Genomic DNA, 24,839 nt, shown 5'->3' with positions numbered 1-24,839 from the left:
GACCAGATCATTGTTGCCATCCCGAACCGACATCGGTCAGAACCAGCAGACCCTGTGCTGCTACCAGGAGTCCGAAGAAGACGACAACGAGCAAAGGTGCGCCCGCGAATAGACAAGTGACGAACAGTCCGGAGACGAGTATCAGCTTGGATGGCGAGCGCGGTGGCTTCATGGCATTCCCCAACGGTCGATTCTGCGCCTCACTGTGACAAACCACGATTGCACCCGGTTTCAGGTTTGTGGAGAGCACAAAGACCACTCATGGACTCGTCTCGTGGACCAGAGTGAATTAGCTTTCCTCCTCTCGCCCGTAGTGGAACCGCACCAGTGAATACAGGCCGTTCCAAGCTTCGTGCGTCAGCACGGGTACCGAACAGAAATGTGTCCACGATCCGTCACGAAACAGGGGCTTGGTCGAGGTGACCGATCGCCCCAACTGCGCCGATCTACGCAGCAGAGCGAGGTCACCGTTTCATTGCGGCCTGCTCGGCCGAGAACCTGCGCACTATCTCGGGGGTAGCGGTGGGGAGTTCGGCCTGCTTCTTCGCATCGTTCCGTAATGCACGCAACGCGTTGACAATCGCGGCAACATCGGTGAGCCGTGAGTGATGAGCGCCATCAGCGACAGACATTCCCCGCGTTGCGGCTCCGAGCGCACTGCGCGAGCGAGATACAAGCCAGCTGCGGGGCGCACAGATGATTCGGTCGAGTGGCGAAACGACCCGCGCCGGCAGGGCGAGGTTTCTTCAGACTTCAGATATTCCGCGGTACCGAGGACGCCTGCGCAGGCTGGGCCGGCAATGGGCGTGTCCCGGGGGCGCAGACACGCGACCGACGAGCGGAAAGGTCCGCTGCAGTTCACCCCATCGTCACCACGATGGTCATCACGACGGCGAAGACGACGGTCGGCAGAGCCATGGCCGCAAGAAACCCGAGACCGAAGCGATTCCCACCTGAAGTAAAGGCCAGCACGCTCTTGACCAGTAAGTTCGATCCGAGCGCAGCGGCGATTGCCTGCAGCGCGCTGTCGACCGTGATGGTGCCTTTCGCAGCAAGGCTCGCAGCACCGAGAGCACCGGCGTGAGCATCGGCGAGACCCGCCGCAGCTGCGGCGAGCACCGCTCCTCGGGAACCCAGCACGTCAGCACCCCATCGGCCGACAAATAGGGCAAAGACGAGAACAGCGGCCAAGACGAGTGCCGGCCGCAACGAAAACGGCCGCGCCGAGGTATGCGGCTCGATACCCGCGCTGATCACCTCACCGTCTTGTGGAGCCACTGCGGCACCGCGGTAGACGGCGGCGGCGACTACAACGAGCACCATGGCTCCCGCCACCACCGGGGGCCACAGTCGTCGAAGCACCTCTGGCTCGACGAACCCGATGACGACGAGCAACTGTATGAAGGTGGCGAGGCTCGCAACGAGCGCCCCGGCGAGCGGTGCCCGCATTTCATCGGCCGTCCGGCTCAGCCTGCCCATCGACGCGGTTGTCGCACTTGCGGATACGAATCCGCCGGCCAGGCCCGTGACGAGCAGACCACGCTGGGGCCCAAGCGCCCGAACGCCGATGTATCCGATCCATCCGATACCGGTGAGCAGAACGACGAGGAGCCATACCTTGGCCGGGTTGAGTACGCCGTAGGGTCCGATTCCGCGATCGGGTAACAACGGCAGGATGACAAATGCCGCCACGAGGAACTTGATGGCGTCTTCGAGTTCGATCTCGCTGACCATCTGACGGGCGAACCGATGAATGCGAGACTTCGACGTCAGCAGTCCGGCCACGATCACGGAAAGGGCGACCGCTACCGACGGGGCGGTATAGGCGAGCGCGCCGAGTAGATAGGCCACCAGCGCGGCGATCTCGGTAGTGGTCCCCGGGTCCTGCTCGCTGGTGCGGAAGTAGGCAAGCGCCATGAGCAGCCCGACGACGACGATGCCGGCTGAGACTGCCCAGTTGTCGAAGCTGGCGGCGGCGGCTCCGGCAAGAGACAACAGCGCGAATGAACGCGACCCGGCCGGGAGCGTGCGGATATGGCTGCGTTCACGCTCGAACCCGAGCAGCAGCCCGATGGCGAGCGCCACCAGGAAGGGCTCGACGTCCATCCAGCTCACGACAGTTGCACCGATCGTGCACTACTGGAACGGATTTGCCGCACCGCCCACCTTCTACCGCACGAGTCGTCGATGGATCCCCCGGTCGGATCGAACTCGCACATCCACCGTCGGTCCGGTTTCGGACCAGTTCGCCTCGAGCGGCGAACACAGCCGAGCCCCATCCGTCTCTGCTGTGATCTGACGTTTCCGTCACGACGTCAGCTCTCAGCGTCGCAGTAGGTCACGGTCCCATTGTCGCGAACACACAGTGGAAGAAACAGGGCGGAAGGTCCCTCACGCGTATGACTCACGTCATCGCCCTAGGTACGGTCCGTCGATGTTCCGACATCACCGAACGACACGTAGAAAGCCCATCTGTACCGTGTGCTGTCCGCCCCCTCGGACTTCGAACGGGATCGGTTCGTTGGCGGCAGGAGCGCCCAAATCTCTATCGACCTGGACAACCAGCGAGGAACGGACCGTCGGCGCATGCATCGTTGCCGATCCCCGAGCTCGATGCCGTCCAAGCAGACGGCCATGCTCGTGTTACCGCTGAATACCGTCGAACTGCGTGATCGAAGTCTGCCAATGACGGTCTCAGGATGCGACTGCGCACACGAATACCTGCCGCGTGTACCGGTCGGTGCCGCGCGACAGCCGATTGTGCACGAGTCGGAAGTACACTCGTGCGATGCCCAAACTGACGCGACGCCACCTGTTGTTCGGTGCAGCCGCCTTGGCCGGTGGCGCGTTGCCGAACTTGCGTCCCTTCGGCGCGTCCGCCGATCCGCTCGTCGCGTCGACAGCCGTCACGGAATTGAGCCCTCCGGACCCGGAGTTCGTGCGGTTGGTGCAGCGCGGTTACAACCCGCGATTCCTCGCGCAGCCCGAAACTATTTTTGTGCCCGTGAACACCGAAGAGACCGTGGCCGCGGTAGAGACGGCGGTCGTGCGCGGTCTGCGCATCGCCGTCCGATCGGGTGGACACTGCGTCGAGAACTTCGTCGACAACGCCTCTACTCAGGCCATCATCGATCTGAGTCGGCTTACAGCCGTGGAGTTCGATGCGGAAAACAACGCCTTCTCCGTCGGGGCCGGAGCGGATCTGGGCGCAGTGTACGAGCAGCTGTACCGAGGCTGGGGTGTGTCGCTACCCGGCGGAAGTTGCCTGGGCGTCGGCATGGGAGGCCACGCCGCGGGAGGCGGCTTCGGCCCTCTGTCGCGGGCCTTCGGGTCTGTTGTCGACCACCTCTACGGCGTGGAAGTTGTCGTCGTCGACGCCGACGGACGTGCCTCGTCCGTCCTGGCAACTCGCGACGGTCGGAACTCCGATCTGTGGTGGGCGCACACGGGCGGCGGCGGAGGAAACTTCGGCGTCGTGACCCGGTACCTACTCCGCACGCACGACGCGGACGGGTCGGATCCCACGCTGGCCCTACCGACCCCTCCGGCGAACCTGCTCAGCACACAGGTCGTACTGCCCGTGGTCAGCGAAGACGCTTTCGTGCGGTTCGTCGGCAATTTTCAGCGATTCTTCGAGCGCAACAGCGAACCTGGGTCGAGATTCGCGAGCCTGTACGCGCAGTTCTTCGCCAGCGCACACCTGTGCCAGCTCACCCCACGGCTCGATGCCGACCTGCCCAACTCGCGCGCGCTGCTCGACGAGTTCGTCGCCGCACTGGGCGAGGGTGTGTGGCCACCACCCGTCGCGGTGCCCGCTTCGCAAGGACCGTTTCTGGATGTTTCGACACAATTGTCGGCACCCCGTGGCCGGGCACCGTTCTCGGGCAAATACAAGAGTGCGAACTTGCGTCGGGCACACACCGACGAGCAGCTGCGCACCCTGCACAGGTACCTGTCGGACCCGCGTTTTCAGAGCCTGGACTCGGGAATCGAGCTCTTCCCTGCCGGTGGTGCAATCAACGACCGACCCGCCGACGCGACGGCGATGCCGACCAGAAATTCGTTCATGAAGGCCGTCTTCGTCACCGCCTGGCGCAATCCCGCAGACGAGGCCGCCCATGTCGAGTGGTCCCGAAACATGTATCGCGACATCTACGCCGACACCGGCGGCGTTCCGGTACCGAACGACGCCAACGCCGGCGCTTACATCAACTATCCGGACTCCGACTTGAAGGATCCCGCCTGGAACACCTCGGGGGTGTCGTGGTCCACGCTGTACTACGGGGACAACTACTCGAGGCTGCAGGAGATCAAGGCGGCGTGGGATCCCGGCAACCTGTTCCGGCACGACTTGTCGATCGAACTCCCCCGCACCTGACGGAATCAAGTGCGCGTCGCATTCCGGAAGAACACTCCGATGATCGCTTCCACGGCTAGGAGGAACGTCGAGCGGACTCGAGTCACCGGCGACAACATGATCGGCCATTGACATCGAGTCGGACAATCAGGTGTCGACTGCAAGACCACGACGCGAGTCAGTCGCGTTCCGAGCTGCCGAACAGGTTGCACAGTCCGACCAGTCGTGACATTCAGAATTGCCAGTCGAATCTGATATCAGTTGTACTGCATCGTATTCGGGGTCAGCAGTGAGGCTTCTTTCCCGTGAGATCGTCCAATCCCCGATCGACGGAGCTGACTCCCCCACCGCGAACCGATCACGACCCTGCTTCGCCGGCCTCTTGACCTCACTGTTCCAGGCCACCGGATGAATACTCCCACGGCAGTGCGGAGAAAGCCGACGGCGTGGTGTGTGCGTTACTTTCGAGACACACGAGTCCAGCAGTTCGTCCACAGCAGCACAGGCGCCCACAGCGCCGATGCCATCCGGACTCGGATGCGGCACCGGGTGATCGCAGCGACGGGGAGGACACTGACAGGAAAGTCGTTCGCCCCGAGCTTATTTTCGACGCTGGTCGAAGCAGTGCGAAGCGAGAGACCTCGGCATCTCGGCAAGCCCACGTCCTCCGTTGCAGAGCCAACCTGCAATCTGCTCCTTCATTCCTGCGCCCAGAACGAAACCGAGCCACGTTGGTCGGCCACCGGTTCGATGTCCGCATCTCGATGGGGCAACCACGACAACGTTCGATCGTTCGCATGGTCCAAGGCACTCGGTGACGCGAAAGTTACCGACACCATCGACCAGGTGACGCAAACTCTCGAGTTCGGCGTCGTGGTCGATGTCCGGATGCTTGTCGGTAGTGCCGCAGCAGCATCCGCGGCATACGATGACTGTCGGTCTGGATCGATCCATTGCCACTCTGTTCATCTCCTATCCACATGCAGCGTTTCGAGTCGCTCCGACGTACCGGTCACAAAGGTCAAAAGCGCCCTCTGCCGCGATCGCAGTCACAGACCTTTCGACCGCAAAAAATCCGCGACTGAAGTCACCGCCTGCGGGTTGCGTGGGCCTTCGACGAGCGCCGCGTAGGGAAGGGCCGTGATGTTGTTCTCGCGGACCGCGGTCGTTCCCGACATCAGCGGATGTTGCCGTAGCTGTTCGATTTTCGCCTCGACGGTCTCCCCCGCGCCCGAGTTGTAGTCGACTATGACGATCGCTTGCGGATCGCGCTGAGCCGCGGCCTCCCAGGATGCGGTGGTCCACGAGTTGTCGATGTCGTCGAAGATGTTGCTGCCACCGGCCTCTCGGAAGATCTGCGATGGGGCTGCTGTACGGCCGGCGGTGAACGGTTCCGGGGTCGCACTGTCGAACAAGAACATTCGCGTCGGATCCTGCCCGGCCGGTGCTGTCGCGTTCGCGTCCGCAACTTGTTCGCGGTACCCGGCGACGAGATCGTCGGCGCGGTCACGGACGTCGAAGATATCGCCGAGGTTTTCGATGTCGGCGTACAGCGCGTCGAGCGGGTCCATGATTCCGCGCTGCGTGGTGCCGGGTTGACGGCATGCCTCGGTGAGCTGATACGGGGTGGCACCGATGCTGCGCACCCAGTCCGGTGTCAGACCGGTCGATTCCTTGTATCCGTAGTTCCAGCCGGCGAAGACGAAGTCCGGATTCGCGGCCTGGACCGCTTCACGGGTGAAGGTGTCACCGATATCGGGGGTGGACTCGAAATCGGCTTTCCAGGGCGAGGATTCGATGTCCCCGTCCTTCGATGCCTGCGCGGAGAAGCCGACGACTCGGTCGGCCAGGCCGAGCGCGAACATCATCTCGGTGATTCCGGTGTCGTTGGTGACCACGCGCTCCGGAACACCATCAACGGTCAACGGCTCGTCGCAGTTGGTGACGGTGACGGTCGCGCCGCCTGGTTCTGCTGCGGTCTCCACCTCCGCGCCGCAGGCGCTCAGCGCCAGGGTGGTTGCAGCGATCAGCGCCCAGGTCCGTCTCGGATGTGTCATCGGTACTCTTTCTCGTCGAAAATGATCTGGGGGACGCCCAGTCGGGGGTGGGTGATGATGTGGCCACCGATCTCGAACCATCGGCGCAGAACGTCGACGGTGATGACCTCGGCGGGGGTGCCCGAGCACACCAGCCGCCCGGCACCGAGCACGAACAGCTGGTCGCAGTACTGGGCTGCGAGGTTGAGGTCGTGCAGGGCAGCGACGACGGTGACACCGAGCTTTTTCGCGGCGGAGAGCACGGCATATTGATGGTGGACGTCGAGATGGTTGGTCGGCTCGTCCAGTACCAGCACCTTCGGTTCCTGCGCGAACGCGCGTGCGATCAGGACTCGTTGCCGCTCCCCGCCGGACAGTGAGAGAAAGCTCCGCTCCGACAGATGTTGTGCGTCGGCGAGCAGCATCGCGTCCCGACAGACCAGGTGATCGTGTGCCCGATCTCGCGAGAATGCGCGGCCGTGGGGAAGTCGGCCGGTCGCGACGACTTCGGCGGCGGTGAAGTCGAATTGCAGGGGCGAATCCTGGGTGAGCGCGGCCACCTGCAGAGCGTTCAAGCGCATGCTGACAGTCAGATTGTCGACGCCGTCGACCCGCACCGCCCCCGCCGACGGGGTCAGCGCCCGGTAAAGGCATCGCAACAGTGTCGATTTTCCGCTGCCGTTGGGCCCTACGATCCCGACGAAGTGTCCCGACGGGATCGACACGGTGACGTCGTGCACGATCGTGGCACCATCGATGGTTACGTCGACGGCGTCGTACTCGACGCGCATCAGTCGGAACCCATCAGGGCACCGCGGCGGCGCATCAGCAGCACGAACACCGGGACTCCGACTGCCGCGGTGATCGCACCGAGCGGAAGTTCCTGTGGGGGCACCAAGGTTCGGGCGAGAAGGTCGGCGCTGACCAGAAAGACCGATCCGAGGACCGGGACCACCACGATCAAGCGCCTATGGTCGGCACCGACGAGCATTCGGGCGACATGCGGGACGACGAGTCCGACGAATCCGACTGCACCGCAGATGGATACGAAACATCCGGTCATCGCCGCCGCGACGACGAACAGCAGGAGCCGGAACTTCGAGGCGTCGAGGCCGAGAGCGGCGCTGACTTCATCGCCCATCGACAATGCGTTGAGGCGGCGGGCGCAGGCGGCGATGATCACCAAGCCCACTACGGTGACGACGGCCGCGAGCGGGACCATCTGCCAGGTCGCCGCCGACAGGCTTCCGAGGAGCCAGAACATGACACTTCGTGCGCCGTCGCCGTGGGGTGCGAGGAATACCAGGACAGTGGTGATGGCCGAGAAGCCGTACCCCAGAGCCGTTCCGGTGAGAACCAGCCGCAGAGGAACAAGCCCCGCCACAGATCTGGCCATGAAGTACACCAGCAACGTCGCAGCCAACGCACCGACGAACGCGGCCGTGGAGAGCGCGTAGATTCCGAGGGCACCGAATGCTCCGAACAGCACCACCGAGGTCGCGCCGACGGACGCACCGGAGGATATGCCCAGCACGTACGGGTCCGCGAGGGCATTGCGCACCATCGCCTGAACAACCAGTCCGACAGCGCTGAGGCCGCTGCCGATGAGAATGGCCAGTAGCACCCGAGGCAGGCGTGAATCGACGATGATGCGGTAGTTGGGTACATCGTCCGTAGCGATGGTGCCACCGGTGATCTCTGCCCACGCGATGTGGCAGACCTCGCGCCACGGGACATGTGCGGTGCCGAGCATCAACGCGATCACCGACACCGCTACCAACACCAGGAGGGCGGTCGCGGTCAGAGCAGTCACCGACATTCGGCGCATCTCGTTGGCACGTTCCTTGCAGGTCGTCGACGTCAGGCGTGGCGGCTCTCATGACACGAGCCCAGACGAAGACGACAGACTTGTCCCAACACGGTCTGCATCTCGTCGACCATGTCCCACGGAGTCGACAAGCGACCGCACCGGTGGCGCGGCCGCGTTGGCAGGTCTTCGGACTCGTGAACACGTCACCGGATGCTCCCGATGACAACCTAGTGGCGGTCGCTTCCCGAGCCCGTGGGCTCAGTGCTGTTGACCGCGGTCGTTTCCACATACCGCTGCGGGGCAGTTCCGGCTTCACACCGGATTCCCTCTTGCGATCCGACGAACCTCACAGAGAGGGCCGCCGGAAACCAACGCAGCGCGACTGTAACACCACGACTGACGTCGAGGGTGTCAGTCATGGCGGTGTTCCGCGCCCATGATGTCGTGCAGGATCCGGTGCACGATCGCGTCGGCGACTACCCGGTAGTGCACCGTCCGACCCGACTTCGTGGTCTCGACCCACCCACGGGCCCTGAGAGCGCGGAGCGATTGCGACGCCGCGTTCTCGGTGATGCCCACGGCGGCAGCGAGTTCGGCGACAGTGGCACCGGATTTCTCGTGCATGTAGCTGACCAGACGGAGCCGCGTCGGATCGGACAGGACGGCAAAGCGGGTCGACCATTCCTCGATGTCGTCGCTATCGGTCATCGATTCTCCCGCGCTGCTGGTTCCCAATGCTGCTGCTACGCTACGGCACACAACATGTGTCTGCCTGGACACATATTTCGATCGAGCATGCACCCGGGGAGCAGTCCGTGACACCGTCCATCGCCCGCATTCTGGGTGCAGCTGTTGCCCTCGCCCTCACCGCCGCGGGATGCGCGTCACCGTCCGACGAGAGCTCCGGCGGGGCGATCGTGCTGGCCGACAGCCAGGAACTCGGCGGGTTCAGTCCGGTGTCCGGCTACGGGGCACTCGGCGTCTCCCCGGTCTACGAGGGGTTGCTCCGCCCCGATGCCGATTCCGACTCCGCGCTTCCCGATCTCGTTCCGTCCCTGGCCGACTCGGTCCCGACGAATATTGCACCGCGGCAGTGGCGAGTGGCGTTGCGTGCGGACGTCGCATTCTCGGACGGCACCGACTTCGACTCCGCGGACGTAGTGGCCACCTACGAAGCCGTGAAGAATCCCAGTGTCGCATCCGAGATCTCGACGGATTTCGATCCGATCGTCGATGTCGTCGCCGATGGATCCGATGCCGTGGTGATAACGATGACCACCGACGCAGACCCGTCACCGTACCTCCTGCTCGGCATCGCTCCGTCGGAGCGGGTCGAGCAGGCACCCGCGGCCGATTGGTTACTGAACACCGAGCCGGTCGGAACCGGGCCGTACATGCTGGACAGCCTGCGCGCAGATCAGGCCGTGTTCACCGCACGCGAGGACTACTGGGGCGAGGCTCCCCACGTGACGCGACTGGTGATCACCTACACCCCGGACGACAACACCCGAGTGCAGCGCGTCGCCACGGGCGAGGTCTCCGGCACGTCACTGCCTCCGACTGCCGTCGCCGCGCTCGACGGAAACGACGACGTGAAGACGGTCGGCGTGAAATCTGCTGATTGGCGCGGTGTCTCGCTTCCGGCGGGCAATGCGTTCACGTCCGACCTCCAAGCCCGGATCGCGATGAATCTCGCCGTCGATCGAAGGGGCATGGTCGACGACGTTCTCGGTGGGTACGGTCGCCCCGCGAGCACACCGGTGGCCGATGTCTACGGCGACGCCTACGAGCCGACAGCAGTATTCCCGTTCGACCTTTCCGCCGCCGAGTCCACCCTCGATGCCGCCGGGTGGCGCGTCGGCGCAAGCGGTGTACGCCAGAAAGACGGTGCCACAGCGTCGTTCGAGCTTCTCTACAACGCTCAGGATTCTGTGCGGAGGGATCTGGCGGTAGCCTTTGCCGCCGCCATGCAACCCGTCGGTATCGATGTCCGGCCCCGAGGAACCGGGTGGGACGAGATCGAGACCCGCCTCGGCGACTCGGCAGTGCTGCTCGGCGGCGGCGACACCCCGTACAGCATCGACTCGCAGGTGTTCGACACCCTGCACACCCGCGTCGACGACTCCTCGCCCTATGCCAACCCCGGCAACTTCACCGCGCCGGGTCTCGACGAAGCACTGCAGCAAGCTCGCGATTCCGCGTCCGGACCCGAGAACGACGCTCGATACCGGCTGATCCAGCAGCTCTACGTGGAGCAGCCGTCCTCGGTGTTTCTCACTTTTCTCGACCATGCATACGCGTATCGCGATCTCGGCTGGAACCAGACCCCACCCATTCTCGAACCGCACTCGCACGGCGTCTCGTGGGGTCCATGGTGGCACCTGGCGGCGTGGGCACGTGCGCAGTAGAACTCGAGCCCGGACAGTGGGCCGAATCCTCGCCGTCCGTACCGGTATCGCGATCCCGACCGTCGTCGCTGTCTCGGCGGCCATGTTCGCACTCGCGTCGCTATCACCTCTCGACCCGCTCGCCGCGTACCTCGGTGACAGCTACCAGAGTGCGACTCTGTCTCAGCGGCAGCAACTTCGAGACGCGTACGGAACGGAAACACCGTGGTACACCGCATGGTGGACCTGGCTGACCGACCTACTGCACGGCGATCTCGGATGGTCCTCGACCCAGTCCCTCCCGGTCTCGACAGTCCTTGCCGAACGTCTGCCCTTCACGCTCGGACTGTCTGCTCTCGCCCTGATTCTGGCCACCGTGACCGCCGTCGTAGTGGGTTCGTCGGCCGGGATGCGCCGCGGCGGCATGCTCGATCGGGCGTGCTCGGTCCTGTCCACGACTTTCGCGGCCGTGCCGCCGTTCGTCGTATCGCTGGTTCTGGTCTCGGTGTTCGCAGTGACCTTCCGGTGGTTTCCCACCTCGGGTGCACGGGCACCGGGCACTACGTACTCGGCCGCGGGGATCGCCGCGCATGCCGTTCTTCCGCTGATCGCGCTCACCGTGTCGCAGATCCCGTGGCTTCTTCTGTCCATGCGGGCTGCGGTTGTCGACTCGGCCGACTCCGATGCGGTGCGCGCGGCGCGGGCACGCGGGATCTACGGGTGGGCTCTGTTGCGTGGGCACGTGCTGCCGACGTCGGTGGCTCCTACTCTGGCTCTGCTCGGCACCCGGCTACCTGAGCTGATCGCGGGTGCTGCGATTGTCGAGACCGTGTTCGGGTGGCCAGGGATGGCCGAAGCACTGGTACAATCGGCTGCGGCACTGGACTTCTCGTTGATGGCGGCGACCACGACCGCCGCGGCCCTCGCAGTATTGCTGGGATCGGCATTCTCCGACGCAGCGACCGCTGCGATCGACCCCCGAGTGCGGATCGCTGCATGACCGCCCGAGACGATGAGCTCGACTATCGGCGTCGATACATTCCGGATTCGCCGTGGTTGGTGGTTCTCGCGATCTCACTCGGCGCAGTGCTGATCCCGATGATCGCCGGGCGGCAGACCGCGGATTTCGCTTCCGCTCTGCTGCCGCCGAGCGCCTCGAACCTGCTGGGCACCGATCACTCCGGATACGACATGCTCACCAGAACAGCAGAGGGGCTGCGGATCTCGCTGTTGATCGCAGTACTCTGCGCGGTGATCGCGTGCGCTCTCGGAGTGGTCATCGGGGTTGCTTCGGCGGCTGCCGGCGGGTGGTTCGATGCCGTCGTCATGCGCGTGGTCGATACGGTCAACGCCCTTCCCCACCTGGTGCTGGGTATCGTCATCGCGGCGCTGTGGCGAGGCGAGCCACTTGCCGTGGTGGCGTCGATCTCGTTGACGCACTGGCCTTCTGTGGCCCGGATAGTGCGAGCCGAGGTCTTGGCGACGGCAGATTCCGGGTGGGTACGTACCTCCCGCCTGGCCGGCGCGTCCCGATGGTTCGTCGCACGCAGACACCTGGCACCGTCGGTAGGTGGGCAGATTCTGGTCGCGCTGGCGATGCTGATCCCGCACGCCATCTGGCACGAATCGACGCTGTCGTTCCTCGGAGTCGGCCTGTCACCCGATCGCGCGAGCCTGGGCACGCTGCTCGGGCAGGCCCGCGGCGATGTGATGCTCGGCGCGTGGTGGACACTCGCCGTTCCGGCCACGGCGCTGGTGGTGACGGCACTCGCGTTCACCCTGGGATTGTCGATGCTGCGACGACGACTCACTCCACCCGGGGGTTCGGTGTGGTGACGGCGGCCAGACTTCGCGAATACACCGTGGACATCGACTCACGTAGCCGCGGAGGCACTCTCGTTCGCACACTGGACTCCGTCGATCTCGACGTCGACTCCGGCCGAGTCACCGCCCTCGTCGGCGAATCGGGATGTGGCAAATCCCTCGTTGCGGCCGCACTGTGCGGGCTGCTGCCGCCGGGTTCATACACGACCGGGACTCTCGACATAGCCGGACGCGCGGTGCCGACCGAGGCCGACTGGCGAATACTCCGCGGGCACCGCATCGGGCTGATTCCGCAGTCGCCCGCTACCTCGTTCACACCCGTGCGCACCGTCGGCTCCCAGCTCGCCGAGGTCGCGCGAACCCTGGGAAGCCGAAACACCCTGTCGGAGCTATTGGATCGGGTAGCACTCCCACCATCGACCGCGCGGCTGTACCCGCACGAATTGTCCGGCGGGATGGCGCAGCGCGCCGCGATCGCCGCGGCGCTCGCCGGATCACCGGATCTGGTAATTGCGGACGAGCCGACATCGGCACTCGATCCAGCTCTGGCAGAACAGGTCTGGGCACTGTTGAGCGACATCGCGGCAGACGGTCGAGCCGTGCTGATCGTCACTCACGATCTGACCTCGATGATGCGCTCCGGCACCTGTGGATCCATCGCCGTGATGAGGGCGGGGACGACGGTCCTCCAGGCCACACCGACGACAGTCCTCTCGCACGACGACGACTACGTCCGCGCTCTCTTCGAAGGCGTGACGATATGATCGAAGCTCGGAACGTGACCGTGACGTACGACGACACCGCTGTCCTACAACAGGTCTCGGTGACCATTACCCCCGGCACGACAACCGGTATCACCGGCCCGTCCGGCGTCGGAAAGACGACACTGCTCGGGGTACTGGCCGGGTTGGTGCAGCCAGACACAGGCACCGTGACATGGGATGAGCAGGCACGGCCCTCGCGCGGGTCGATCGCTCTCCTTGCTCAGCACCCGAGACTGGTGTGCAATCCGCGGTGGACCCTGGGCGCGATCGTGGCCGAGCCCGCGGCGATTCGCCGGCAGCCGATCGATGTCGAGGCCGTGTGCGACCGCGCCGGCCTCGATACTGCTCTACTGAAGCGATTCCCGGCCCAGGTGAGCGATGGGCAGCTTCAACGCGCATGCCTCGCGCGCATCCTCGTGCAACGGCCGATCTACATATTCTGCGACGAGCCGACATCCATGCTCGACCCGATCGCCGCCCGCGACGTGATGCGACTACTCACTGCACTCGCCGCAGACGGAGCCGGACTCGCTGTGGTCAGCCACGACCGGGGCGTCATCGACACCCTCGCGCCCGAACACCTCGAACTCCGTGCGCACATCGCATCCTGATCGTCATCGAGCCTGGGATGATTCAGTTGACCAGCTCCCTCGAACTTGTTGTGTACTGTGGCGGTCCAATGAGAATCGTCCGAAAAGCCAGTTGAGCATCTTCCACGCGCAAATCCGGTGCCCACAGTCGGACTCGCACCGAAGCTGTGCGGATTTCAAGTCCCTAGAAGTGGATCTGCACGAACTTCAATGGACCTGATATTTGCTTATTTGCAACGTTTTTTGTGCATAGTTGTCCGGACGAGTCCAGGTCCGAACGTACCGACTTGTGACACTCTCGTGACACCGAACTGCCGCCGATCCTCCGACATCGGACGGTCCTGATCGGTGTCGGACAGCCACGGTATCGGGTGGACGCAGAGCGCCCTGGCGATCGACGCTCCGTGCCGACGCGTGACACCGAGACTCATTCGTCGCGAACCCATATCGCCCTCGACTCAGTAGGACTGTGCAACTGCGGGATCCACCGCGACGACTTTGCATCAGCGCACTTCAGCGTCGAACGGGCAGGTTTCGTCGCTGCCCTTGTACGGCCGGGTTTCGCTACCCGGCCGCCTGCTTGATCTGTCTTGGAGTTGCGGAGCCGCCAGAGCCGCGTTGCGCTTGGAGTGCTCTGGCGGTTCAGCAAAAAACCAATTCTCTCTGACGCAGTCGACGCTGTTCTCGGGCCACCGACCTAGCGGTCACACTGCCAGGACATGACATCTGTCATGTCCTGTCGATGATGTTGTCACCACATCCAATGTTTGTGTGCACTGTTGTGCCCCGGTCGCCGAGACGACAGTAGGGGATGCACAGAGCGAACCGAAGCATCGACGAGGAGGGCACCATGAACACGCCGGAATCGACATCGGACGACAAAAACGAGACTCAGACAATTCCCGGTGGCAAGACCACGGAAAAGATCAATGCCACACAGCTTCTGCTCGACAGCCTCGGCGGAACCAGTGGAATGATCTATACAGCCATTCCGGTCGTGGCATTCGTCACCGCCAATGCTCTGGTGGCCCTTCCGATCGCCGTCGGCGTCGCGATCGCCATCGCACTGGTGGTCACTGTTCTCCGCGTCAAGCGAGGCGAGCCGATCGCGCAGGCCAGTGGCGGACTGCTGGGCGTCGTCGTCGCAGGCGGTATCGCCGCCTGGACGGGGTCGGCAGGGGGCTACTTCCTCATCGGCATCTGGCTGAGCCTTGCCGGAGCTGCACTGATGCTGGCCTCGATACTCGCGCGACGACCGTTGACCGGACTGCTGTGGAATGCGCTGCACGGCAACGAGTACACCTGGCGATCCAATCGCTCGGTCGCCCGCGCCCACTACATCGCGACGTCGACATTTGCCGTGTTGTTCGGTGCCCGCTACGTCGTTCAGGACTGGTTGTACGACACCGACGCCACCGGGTGGCTCGCGTTCGCTCGGATCGCAATGGGCACCCCGTTGCTCGCGGCGGCAGTGCTCGTCACCGTCTGGGCCTTCCGCCGCTCCACGGCGCAGTTGGTTCACTCGACCCCTGCGTAGGACCTCCTGTGCGCAGTTGACACTTGACTATGCCGTTGGGTCACAGTCGACACTGATCCCGACCCGATCGAACCGGAGGAGAGCGACATGGGCTGGAGCACTCGACAGATCGCCGATCTCGCCGGCACCACCCTGAAGTCGGTGCGGCACTACCACGATGTCGGACTACTCGATGAGCCCGAGCGTGCCTCGAACGGCTACAAGCAGTACAGCGTCACGCATCTCGTACGGCTGATGCAGATCAAACGCCTCACCGAACTGGGATTCTCGTTGGCCGACATCGCCGCTCAGGGTGATGGGCGCGACCATCCCGAACAAGCACTGCGCACCCTGGATGCAGAACTCGGCGCAACGATCGATCGCCTGCAGCGAGCACGGTTGGAGATCGCGATGCTTCTCCACGACTCCCTTCCGACCGATCTGCCACCCGAACTCGGATCTGCTGCAAGACATCTGACGACAGCAGACCGGCAGTTCATCACCTTCGCCAGCACTGTACTGAATCCGACGGCCCTCGACGCCTACTGCGACCTATTGCGGTCCACTCCTCAGCTGCCCACAGATCCAGAGTTCGACGACCTCCCGGCCGACGCCGACAGCGCCACCACCAGGGATCTGGCGGAACGAATGGCTCCGCATGTTCGTCAGCTGGCGGCTCGTTTCCCGGCCCTGTTCGACGACACAGAAACCGACGGCGACAGACGACGGGTGACTCGCGCACTCGCAGTCGCCGTGGAAGACCTGTACAACCCCGCCCAACGCGACGTGCTGCGACAGGTCGCGGCACTCAACGCCGCCGATCCCGAATAGAACATCAACACACTGCAATTCGACAGGAGTCGACCGATCATGCCCCTAATCGACAACAGGAGAGCGAAACTCTTCGCTGCAGCGTCGGCGTCGATGCTGCTGCTCGGTGCCTGCAGCCAGTCGCCGCCGGAACCGGACGCCGACTCCGAGCCGTCGGCCGATCTGCAGCAGTTCTACGACCAGAGCGTGACATTCGAGCCGTGCGAAGGCTACGGCACCACCACGACCGACGAGCAACTGTTTTCCAGTGACCCCGGATTCGAGTGCGCCCGCGTGGACGTGCCACTCGACTACGAGAACCCGGGTGGGCGGGCGGCGCAGATCGCTCTGCTGAAAGCACCCGCCCGAGGCGAGAAAGTGGGCTCGCTCCTGCTCAACTCCGGCGGACCGGGCGGGCCTGGAATGAGTATGGCGGCGTCAGGTGCGACGGCGACGTGGGCGCAGAGCCCGCTGACCGAAAAATTCGATCTGATCGGATTCGATCCCCGCGGCGTCGGTGCGTCCACCCCTGCCATTGACTGCTTCACCGATGAGGAGTATGAGGCAGGACAGGCCTACACCACGGTACTCACCGGCTCGAGAACCCTCACCGAGGACGGTGCACGGCAGCTGGTGAGCCAGTGCTCCGAACGATCCGGCGGCGACGACGTCCTCGAACACGTCGGTACCCGCGACGCTGCCCGCGACATGGACATTCTCCGGGCAGTGCTCGGCGACGACACCCTGAGCTACCTCGGCCAGAGCTACGGAACACGACTCGGCGCGGTCTACGCGGAGATGTTCCCGGAGAACGTGCGCGCGATGGTTCTGGACGGCGGAATCGATCCGGGCCAGGGCACCGCAGAGCGCCGGATCTACCAATACACCAACTTCCAAAAGGCCTTCGACGACATGGCCGCGGCATGCACGAGCGCCCCTGACTGCCCGCTGGGCACCGACCCGAGCAAGGCTGTCGACAACTTCCAACAGATCGTCAGGCCGCTGATCGACAACCCCATTGTCACCGGCGATGGCCGCGTCATGGACTTCGACGCCGCATACGGTGCCGTCATTGCTGGGCTCTACGACTCCTCGGCATGGCCGGTCATCACCAAGGGCATCGCCGAACTCCAAGCAGGACAGGCCGATACGCTTCTCAAGATCAACGATATCTTCGGCGGGCGCGACGCCGACGGCACCGTCCCGAACTTCTCCGAAGCGCTGTATGCGATCAACTGCATGGACGAACAGCGCAACACTCCGGAACAAGAAGTCGATCTCAAGCGGCAGATCCAGGAGATAGCACCGTTCACCGACGCAGGCCTCGGACCGGACGGCGCACGCGACCCTTGCGAATTCTGGCCTACAGAACCGACTCTCGACATCCCCTACGCCACCGACATCGACGGACTCCCCGACACTCTGACCATCTCGATCACCGGCGACCCGTCCACACCGTACGAGGGAGGCGTCAACTTGGCGAACACCTTGGGCGGCTCGCTTCTCACCGTCGACGGCGAACAACACACCGTGGCGTTCGGTGCAACGAGCGCCTGCGTCAACGACATCGTCGAGAACTACCTCGTCGATCTCCAATCCCCACCGGCAGAGGCTCGCTGCGCTCTGTAGCAGCCGAACGAAAGGACGAATCATGACTGCACCCCCACTGATCTCGGTCGAGGACTTCTTCGGCCCACCCGTTCGCTCCGGTGCCACGATGTCACCGGACGGCAGCACGATGGCGTTTCTCGCGCCGTGGAAGAACCGACTGAACGTGTGGATCGAGGACCTCGCGCCCGGCAGCGAACCACGCTGCGTCACCGCGGACGAGACTCGCAGTGTGCACGATTTCCGGTGGACGGACGACCCTCGCTGGCTGCTGTATCTGCAGGACACCGGCGGTGACGAGAACAACCACGTGTTCCGGGTCGACCTGGAGGATCCAGATGCGACGACAGTCGATCTGACGCCGTTCCCCGGTTCTCGCGCGGTGGCCATCGAACCGGTGCGGGGCAAGGCAGGGGTGTACACCGTCCTGATCAATGCGAGAAACATCGCCGAGTTCGATCTCTACGAAATCGAGATCGCCACAGGTGAATTGACGATGATCCGGCAGAGCCCGGGCGTCGGCCGGTATCCGATGCTCGGTTCCGACGGCAAGGTGTTCGTCTTCGCGATGACCGCCGACGGCACCATCGACATCACCCGGTTGGACGGGTCCGGCGCAGAAACCACGGTGGCGTCGTTCGACGGCACCGATTACCCGATGGGCATCAATCCGATGCAGATCACCGCAGACGGTACCGGCATGTGGCTCGGTTCCAATCGTGGGCGCGACTTGGCCTATCTGATCCGCCTCGACCTCGAGACCGGTGAGGAGACCGTCGTCGACAGTCACCCGACACTCGAACTCGACGGTGCGCGACGAGCCGTCGAGCAGACCTCGCCACCGCTGATCTGCGACAGTGCAACCGGAGAGCTCATCGGTGTTCGGTACCTGGGAGAACGCCAGGTGATCCATGCATTGGAACCGGGTTTCGCAGAGATACTGAAGAATTTGGAGCAACTGTTCGACGGTGACATCGGAGCACTGTCCTGCGACGAGAGCGGACAGAAATGGATTGTCAGCTTCGTCCACGACCGCGATCCGTCCGTCACCTACTTTTACAATCACAACACGGGATCGAGTCGCCGACTGTTCCGCCCCTACCCACACCTGGATCCCGGAGACATGGCCCCGATGGTGCCGGTGAGTATCCAGGCGCGTGACGGGCTGACTCTGCCGTCGTATCTGACGCTTCCGGTCGGCGTGGAACCCGAGAGTCTGCCGATGGTTCTGGTGGTGCACGGCGGCCCCTGGTATCGGGATTCGTGGAACTTCGATCCCATCTCGCAAATGCTGGCGAACCGCGGATATGCAGTGTTGCAGGTCAACTTTCGCGGGTCGGTCGGATACGGCACAGCGCACATGAACGCCGGGGTCGGTGAATTTGCGGGCGCGATGCACGACGATCTGATCGATGCAGTGAACTGGGCGGTCGAGGCGGGGTACGCCGATCGCGAGCGGGTGGCCATCATGGGTGGTTCCTACGGCGGCTATGCGGCGCTGGTGGGCGCATCGTTCACCCCCGACACGTTTGCCGCCGCGATCGACTGCGTCGGCATCTCGGACCTGTCGAACTTCATGCGCACCCAACCGGCCTTCATCGGTCCCGGAATCGTCAACAGCTGGCACCGATTCGTCGGCGACCCCACTGATCCCGATCAACTGGCCGACATGCTCGCACGATCACCCATCTCCAAGCTCGACGCGATACGCGCGCCGCTCCTGATTGCGCAGGGTGCCAACGATCCTCGGGTCGTCAAGGCAGAATCGGACAACGTCGTCGAGCGACTGCGGTCACGTGGCGTCGACGTCGACTACCTCGTGTTCGACGACGAAGGCCACGGATTCGTCAACCCGGAGAACAGTATTCGCTACTACCGCGAGGTGGAGAAATTTCTCGCCCAACACCTCGGCGGCCGTAGTCTGCCATGATCGGAAGCACAGTGGATGTGGATCGGAAGCTCGTCGTCGAAGTCAGTCCGAGTCGCCCTTCGGCATGGGTGCAGTGGTGTGAAAAAGCATCGAAATGGCGTGCTGCAGAACGTCTGTTTCCGAGCGAATTCGAGTAGCGTCGGTCGGGAGGGCTCGTGCTACGGAGAGCCCGTCCAGTACCACGTTGAGGTAGGCGGCGCGCTGGGTGTTGTCACCCGGCGGCAGGGCACCTTCTTTGTCGAGGACGTCCAGCCAGTGTTCTATGTGCCGGAGTCCGGCCGCGCTGAAAGCGAGGTACGTGTCGATGGCATCGGCGTTGAGCTCCGCGCTGAGGTACGTGCCGAACGTCCGTCGCCACGTATCTCGGGCTTGCTCACCGGTCCCGGTGGCTGACAACACCTGCTGCATACACGCCAACAGTCTCTCCTCGGCAGGCACAGTGCCGTCTTCGATGACATTTTTGCTCGCCACCAGTCCGGTGATTCCCGCGGCGACTTCGTCCATCAACGCTCGCTGCGTGGGAAAGAAATGACGCAGTGATCCGGTACTGACCCCTGCTCGCGCGGCGACCGCTCGGACGCTGATCCGGGTACCCGGATCCTCGGACACCATCGTCGCGGCCGCGATCAGAATTCGGTCCTTGGTACTGGGTTCGCTTTTTCGAGTCTCCACATTGTCCGACACCTCCCCGACTCTAGTACAGCGTGATACCTTGAGCTCACTATCACGCCGTACTAGTCGCGCCGTTGGAAGAGAACCACACAGCGCTCGCACCTGCGCCGCCGAGCCTCCGAGAGAGGAATTACGATGCTTCACAGTCGATCCCACCGGAATCGGAAGGATCACAGCCGCCGGACGGCAATGCTCGAAACGGCCGCAGTGACGATGGCCGGATTGTGGGCTCTCACCTCGTGCAGCGCACCGCCCTCGGTTCAGCCGCAGCCTTCGCCTGCACCGACACCTTACGAACAGCAAATGCTCGATTTCTCTGCGTGCGACCCTGCTGTCACTGGCATTGCCGACGACAGGGTCGAGTGCACAACGCTCGAAGTACCGCTCGACTACGCGACTGTCGACGGGCCCACCATCGAACTCGGGATTTCCCGCATTCGAGCCACCGGGAACGATCGCGTCGGATCGGTCGTGGTCAACCCCGGCGGCCCGGGAGCCCCGAGTCTCGGATTCGTGACCGCGGTCGCAGACTCCTGGGGCAACGGTCCCGCTCGCGAACACTTCGACATCGTATCGATGGACCCACGCGGAGTCGGGACCTCGCAACCGGCCATCGACTGCTACACCGACCAGGAACGAGACGATGACGCCATCGTGTCCGGAGTTCCCGCTGGGGCGTTGGCCTGGAGCGCGGAATCGACCCGCTCGGTTCTCGATCAGTGCGCTCGACGCAGCGGCGGTATGAATGTCCTGGGACAGATGGGTACCCAGAACGTGGCCCGAGATCTCGATGTCCTGCGCGCGGCGCTCGGCGACGAGCAGCTGACGTTCCTCGGTGCCAGCTACGGAACACGTTTGGGCACAATCTATGCGCAACAGTTTCCGCACCGGGTCCGCGCGATGGTTCTCGACGGCGCAGTCGACCCGCGCAAGAATGTTCTCGAACGCCAGATCCAGACGTTTTCCGGCGTGCAGCGTTCCTTCGACGAGCTGGCTCGCTACTGCATCGAACGAGGCAATTGCCCCTTGGGAAGCGATCCGGCCCGAGCGACCGATGCGGCCCAGGACTTGCTTCGACCACTTGTCGACAATCCGGTCCGGACTGCTGACGGTCGTCGGCTGACCTACTACTCGGCGATCGAGGCCATCACCCTCGGTCTCTACTCGAACCAGGCCTGGGACAGCGTCATCCGCGGTTTGGCAGAGCTACGAGCCGGACGCGGTGAGGTACTGCTTGCGCTGCGAGATCTCTCGGCGCAGCGGGGACCCGACGGAACGTACACCAACTCTTCCGAAGCTACGCTCGCCATCAACTGCCTCGACGAAATACGACCGACACCGGAGCACACGACATCCACAGTCGCCGAGATCAATTCCGCGGCACCGTACATGGACCCAGGTTTCGACGTGGACACACATTACGGATGCGAGGGCTGGCCTGACGAACACATACTCGACTATCCCTACGGCGAGAACATCACCGGCCTCCCGCAGACACTCGTGGTATCGGTCACCGGCGACGGACTGACACCACACGAAGGCGGCGTGGCACTGGCAGAGAACCTCGGCGGGCGACTCCTCACCGTGGACGGCGAACAGCACGGTGCCACCACCGCAGCGAACCCATGCGTCAACTCGATCGTCGAACGCTATCTCGTCGATCTCACCACTCCCGACGGCGACTTGCGTTGCGCTCTGTAGAGCCATGCTCGAGCACACCGTGGGTGTCTCGCCCAGCATCGCTGCGCCCTGCGGATCTGGGCACGCGCCTGGTTGCTTCTACTCAACATTCGCGCCTGCTTTTCCGTGACCATTTTCCATCACAGTGTGCTAGCGTCATCAGCGACTATCACGCTGTACTAGTAGAGGGCGAGGATCGAGCAGATGGGCATCAAGCAGTGGCGCTACCGCCGCGTTCGCGCCGGATCGGGTGAACCGCTCCGCCGGTACCGCTGGTGGCAGATGTTCGGCAGATCGCTCCGATCCATATCACTGTCCGCACACGACGGCACAACATCGGTCTACGCAGTCGATGTTCGCCACATGGGCGACGCGAAGGACGGTGAGGTGCGCGCTCGCCTCTACGTCGACGGCGCACTGCAGTCGTACGCAAAAATGCCGACCCGCTTCCCCGTCCCCGGTGGGCGCATCGAGGTCGCAGCTACCGGATTCGGGCTCAAGCGCTGCCATTACGTGCGTGAGGACGGCACCGAACAGCAGCTGTCTCCCGATCCCGCATCCGCAGAAGGACGCCGCGCTCGGCTGCACCACCGGCACCCCGGTCCGAGTCGCGTCATCGGTCTCATCTCGATCCTGCTCGTCATCGGCGGCCTCTGCGTGGAGGTGCCGCAGATCATCGCATCCCTCTCTCTCATTCCCCCCATCGCCGACTCGATCGGAACATTCACCTCACCCATCGGACTGCCGCTCCACGTCAACCTGATCATCGGATTCGCCGCTGTCATCGGGAGCACGGAACGAGCTCTACGGATGCGATCGAGCTGGATCGACGAACTCGCCAGCTGAACCCCACCGAAGGAACACCACCATGACCCGCACGACTCCCCCAGATTCACGATCGAAGGACGACGAACGACGGCGATGGCCGAAGTCGGTGATGGCGGCGGCTGCCTCAGTGCTCATGCTCACCGGATGTTCCGGTGCGGCACCGAACAATGATGACAGCGCGAACGAGGTGGGCCTCGAACGTTTCATGGCGCAGGAGCTCGAGTTCGGGGCGTGCGATGCCAGCATCGTGGACTCCCAGCCTCCCGTTCCCCAAGTCGTCGAGGCGGCAGAGAAGACGGAATGCGCGATGCTCACCGTGCCGATGGATTACGACAACCTCGACGGCGCGACCATCGAGATCGCCATCTCGCGCATTTCCGCCACCGGCGGCAACCCGATCGGCTCCGTCCTACTGAACCCGGGCGGTCCCGGAGCGGCGGGGACGACGCTCGCCCCGCTCGTCAACGCCCTGTGGACCGGAGGCCCCATCCCCGAACGCTTCGACATCGTCGGCTTCGATCCGCGCGGAGTCGGTCTCAGCACACCGGCAATCGACTGCTACTCCGATGAGGAGCGCGACGCCGACGCACCCCTGTCTGCTCTCGGCGAGTGGACCGAAGAATCCGCGCGCGCCATCGTCGACAAATGCGCCGCCGGCTCCGGTAGCACAGAGGTACTCGCCCATCTCGGGACCCGGGATGTCGCTCGCGACATGGATGTGCTCCGCTCCGCGCTCGGCGACGACAAACTGACTTATGCGGGAGTCAGCTATGGCACTCGACTCGGCTCGGTGTACGCCGAGATGTTCCCCGAGAATGTCCGTGCACTCGTCCTCGACGGCGCGGTGGATCCGCTCGTGGACACCGCGGATCGCAGGATCCAGCTCAGCGAAGGACTGCAGGCTTCGTTCCAGCGTTTCGCCGACTTCTGCGTGACTCGGGCCGCGTGCCCGCTCGGCACCGACCCGACGCAGGCGACCGCCGCAGCCCAGGAGCTCCTCCAGCCTCTCGACAGAAAACCGCTGGTGGCCGCCGACGGACGAGAATTCGGCTTCCTCGCCGCCAGCGAAGGAATTGTCTCCGGCCTCTACTCCGAAGCCAGCTGGCCCGCCATCATCGCGGGGCTGACGGAGCTCGAAGCCGGACGACCCGACGCCCTCCTCGCGATCCGCGACGGGTACTACGGCCGGTCCGACAATGGGGAGTACACCAATTCGTTCGAAGCGCTCTTCGCCATCAACTGCCTCGACGAGGAACGGTTCACCGAAGAAGAGATGGCCCAGCTCGGCCACGATCTCAACGAGGCAGTGCCGTTCCTCGACCCCGGATCCACTCCCCATGCGCAGGACGGGTGCGAGTTCTGGCCGGCCGAGCCCACACTCGGATACCCCTACGCCACCGACATCGACGGGCTTCCCGAGGTGCTCGTGGTCTCGGCCACCGGAGACCCCGTGACGCCTCACGAAGGAGGCATCAGCCTGGCCGACACACTCGGGGCGCGGTTGCTCACGGTCGAGGCCAACCAGCACGGGACGATCATCTCCGCCAACGCCTGTGTCGATGGAGCGATCGCCGACTACCTGATCGACCTCGAACTGCCGGATGAAGGTGCACGCTGCACCATCTGAGCCTGCTGAGCCATCGAGCGGGCCCGATCCGCTCGATTGCTCAGCCGTCCCGGCGCTCAATCACGAACTGCCGCAATCGTATCGGCGTGCAATGCCGCGCGCCTCGGCTACGCATCATGGATCATCCTCGCTGGGTTCGTGCTTACCGTGGCGGGAACAGTTGCAAATTCTTCGATTGGTGAAGATGAGAGACCGCGGGTGTCGAGCAGGTTGAACAGGTCAGTCAGATCCAGTTGTAACAACCTCGTGACACCGAGCCGCACGCGAAGAAAACAGTCCGCCAGGAAACTAGGCCTGAGCTGCACGAATACGAAGATTTGACGACGGAAAATGTCACGAATAGGCGGATCTGAAATCCGTTGTCTCGGTTGTCCACTCAAATCCGTGGTAGACCGCCGAA

The 24,839-nt window shown here is 63.9% G+C and carries 20 protein-coding genes and 1 riboswitch; of the genes, 13 read left to right on the top strand and 7 right to left on the bottom strand.

Annotated elements, in window-relative coordinates:
• Positions 1-464: 464 nt before the first annotated feature.
• Both MTX35_RS17930 and MTX35_RS17925 read right to left on the bottom strand, forming a co-directional pair.
• The gene (locus MTX35_RS17930) at positions 465-632 is read right to left on the bottom strand and encodes a hypothetical protein (RefSeq protein WP_243596271.1); all 168 of its coding nucleotides are present in this window, start codon (positions 630-632) and stop codon (positions 465-467) included.
• 226 nt (positions 633-858) lie between these two features.
• The gene (locus MTX35_RS17925; protein WP_374230326.1) at positions 859-2,115 is read right to left on the bottom strand and encodes an MgtC/SapB family protein; all 1,257 of its coding nucleotides are present in this window, start codon (positions 2,113-2,115) and stop codon (positions 859-861) included.
• Between the two features lie 673 nt (positions 2,116-2,788).
• On the opposite strand from MTX35_RS17925, the gene MTX35_RS17920 reads away from it, so the two are divergent.
• Positions 2,789-4,378 (top strand): FAD-binding oxidoreductase, encoded by a 1,590-nt coding sequence (locus MTX35_RS17920; RefSeq protein ID WP_243596270.1) that lies wholly within the window; start codon positions 2,789-2,791, stop codon positions 4,376-4,378.
• A 1,028-nt stretch (positions 4,379-5,406) separates the two neighbouring features.
• On the opposite strand, the gene MTX35_RS17915 is transcribed toward MTX35_RS17920, so the two are convergent.
• From MTX35_RS17915 to MTX35_RS17900, 4 genes are all read right to left on the bottom strand, one after another.
• Entirely contained in the window at positions 5,407-6,414 is a 1,008-nt protein-coding gene (locus MTX35_RS17915; protein WP_279396056.1) for an ABC transporter substrate-binding protein, read from the bottom strand.
• Positions 6,411-7,184, bottom strand: a complete 774-nt coding sequence (locus tag MTX35_RS17910; protein ID WP_243596269.1) for an ABC transporter ATP-binding protein — start codon at positions 7,182-7,184, stop codon at positions 6,411-6,413. The genes MTX35_RS17915 and MTX35_RS17910 overlap by 4 nt, the downstream gene beginning before the upstream one ends.
• Entirely contained in the window at positions 7,184-8,221 is a 1,038-nt protein-coding gene (locus MTX35_RS17905) for a FecCD family ABC transporter permease (protein WP_374230325.1), read from the bottom strand. Before MTX35_RS17905 ends, MTX35_RS17910 begins: the two co-directional genes overlap by 1 nt.
• Positions 8,222-8,362: 141 nt before the next feature.
• Positions 8,363-8,591: riboswitch (cobalamin riboswitch) on the bottom strand.
• Positions 8,592-8,614: 23 nt separating this feature from the next.
• Complete coding sequence (locus tag MTX35_RS17900; protein ID WP_243596267.1) at positions 8,615-8,911, bottom strand: helix-turn-helix transcriptional regulator; 297 nt, start codon at positions 8,909-8,911, stop codon at positions 8,615-8,617.
• Positions 8,912-9,018: 107 nt separating this feature from the next.
• Here MTX35_RS17900 and MTX35_RS17895 point away from each other — a divergent pair, with 107 nt between their 5' ends.
• From MTX35_RS17895 to MTX35_RS17855, 9 genes are all read left to right on the top strand, one after another.
• Complete coding sequence (locus tag MTX35_RS17895; RefSeq protein WP_243596266.1) at positions 9,019-10,611, top strand: ABC transporter substrate-binding protein; 1,593 nt, start codon at positions 9,019-9,021, stop codon at positions 10,609-10,611.
• Complete coding sequence (locus tag MTX35_RS17890) at positions 10,493-11,590, top strand: ABC transporter permease (RefSeq protein WP_374230324.1); 1,098 nt, start codon at positions 10,493-10,495, stop codon at positions 11,588-11,590. Before MTX35_RS17895 ends, MTX35_RS17890 begins: the two co-directional genes overlap by 119 nt.
• Positions 11,587-12,426, top strand: a complete 840-nt coding sequence (locus tag MTX35_RS17885; RefSeq protein WP_243596264.1) for an ABC transporter permease — start codon at positions 11,587-11,589, stop codon at positions 12,424-12,426. Before MTX35_RS17890 ends, MTX35_RS17885 begins: the two co-directional genes overlap by 4 nt.
• Positions 12,423-13,178, top strand: coding sequence for an ATP-binding cassette domain-containing protein (locus MTX35_RS17880; protein ID WP_374230323.1), 756 nt, complete (start codon positions 12,423-12,425; stop codon positions 13,176-13,178). Before MTX35_RS17885 ends, MTX35_RS17880 begins: the two co-directional genes overlap by 4 nt.
• Positions 13,175-13,789 (top strand): ATP-binding cassette domain-containing protein, encoded by a 615-nt coding sequence (locus MTX35_RS17875; protein WP_243596262.1) that lies wholly within the window; start codon positions 13,175-13,177, stop codon positions 13,787-13,789. Before MTX35_RS17880 ends, MTX35_RS17875 begins: the two co-directional genes overlap by 4 nt.
• Before the next feature lie 829 nt (positions 13,790-14,618).
• Positions 14,619-15,305, top strand: a complete 687-nt coding sequence (locus MTX35_RS17870) for a DUF3159 domain-containing protein (RefSeq protein WP_243596261.1) — start codon at positions 14,619-14,621, stop codon at positions 15,303-15,305.
• 87 nt (positions 15,306-15,392) lie between these two features.
• Positions 15,393-16,115 (top strand): MerR family transcriptional regulator, encoded by a 723-nt coding sequence (locus MTX35_RS17865; protein WP_243596260.1) that lies wholly within the window; start codon positions 15,393-15,395, stop codon positions 16,113-16,115.
• A gap of 39 nt (positions 16,116-16,154) precedes the next feature.
• On the top strand, positions 16,155-17,723 hold the full coding sequence (locus MTX35_RS17860; RefSeq protein ID WP_243596259.1) for an alpha/beta hydrolase: 1,569 nt from the start codon (positions 16,155-16,157) through the stop codon (positions 17,721-17,723).
• 22 nt (positions 17,724-17,745) lie between these two features.
• Positions 17,746-19,632: a S9 family peptidase gene (locus tag MTX35_RS17855; RefSeq protein WP_243596258.1), complete on the top strand. Its 1,887-nt coding sequence runs from the start codon at positions 17,746-17,748 to the stop codon at positions 19,630-19,632.
• Positions 19,633-19,674: 42 nt separating this feature from the next.
• On the opposite strand, the gene MTX35_RS17850 is transcribed toward MTX35_RS17855, so the two are convergent.
• On the bottom strand, positions 19,675-20,316 hold the full coding sequence (locus MTX35_RS17850; RefSeq protein WP_243596257.1) for a TetR/AcrR family transcriptional regulator: 642 nt from the start codon (positions 20,314-20,316) through the stop codon (positions 19,675-19,677).
• A 291-nt stretch (positions 20,317-20,607) separates the two neighbouring features.
• Between MTX35_RS17850 and MTX35_RS17845 the strand changes: the two genes are divergently transcribed.
• The 3 genes from MTX35_RS17845 (at position 20,608) to MTX35_RS17835 (ending at position 24,439) form a co-directional block, all read left to right on the top strand.
• Positions 20,608-22,005: an alpha/beta hydrolase gene (locus MTX35_RS17845; RefSeq protein WP_243596256.1), complete on the top strand. Its 1,398-nt coding sequence runs from the start codon at positions 20,608-20,610 to the stop codon at positions 22,003-22,005.
• A gap of 183 nt (positions 22,006-22,188) precedes the next feature.
• Positions 22,189-22,830 (top strand): hypothetical protein, encoded by a 642-nt coding sequence (locus MTX35_RS17840; protein WP_243596255.1) that lies wholly within the window; start codon positions 22,189-22,191, stop codon positions 22,828-22,830.
• 22 nt (positions 22,831-22,852) lie between these two features.
• Entirely contained in the window at positions 22,853-24,439 is a 1,587-nt protein-coding gene (locus MTX35_RS17835) for an alpha/beta hydrolase (RefSeq protein ID WP_243596254.1), read from the top strand.
• Positions 24,440-24,839: the final 400 nt, after the last annotated feature.

Source organism: Rhodococcus sp. ARC_M12, assembly GCF_022810385.1.
Lineage (GTDB): Bacteria > Actinomycetota > Actinomycetes > Mycobacteriales > Mycobacteriaceae > Rhodococcoides > Rhodococcoides navarretei.
Note: the sequence above shows the minus strand (reverse complement) of the source record. Positions and strands in the feature narration are given on the sequence as shown.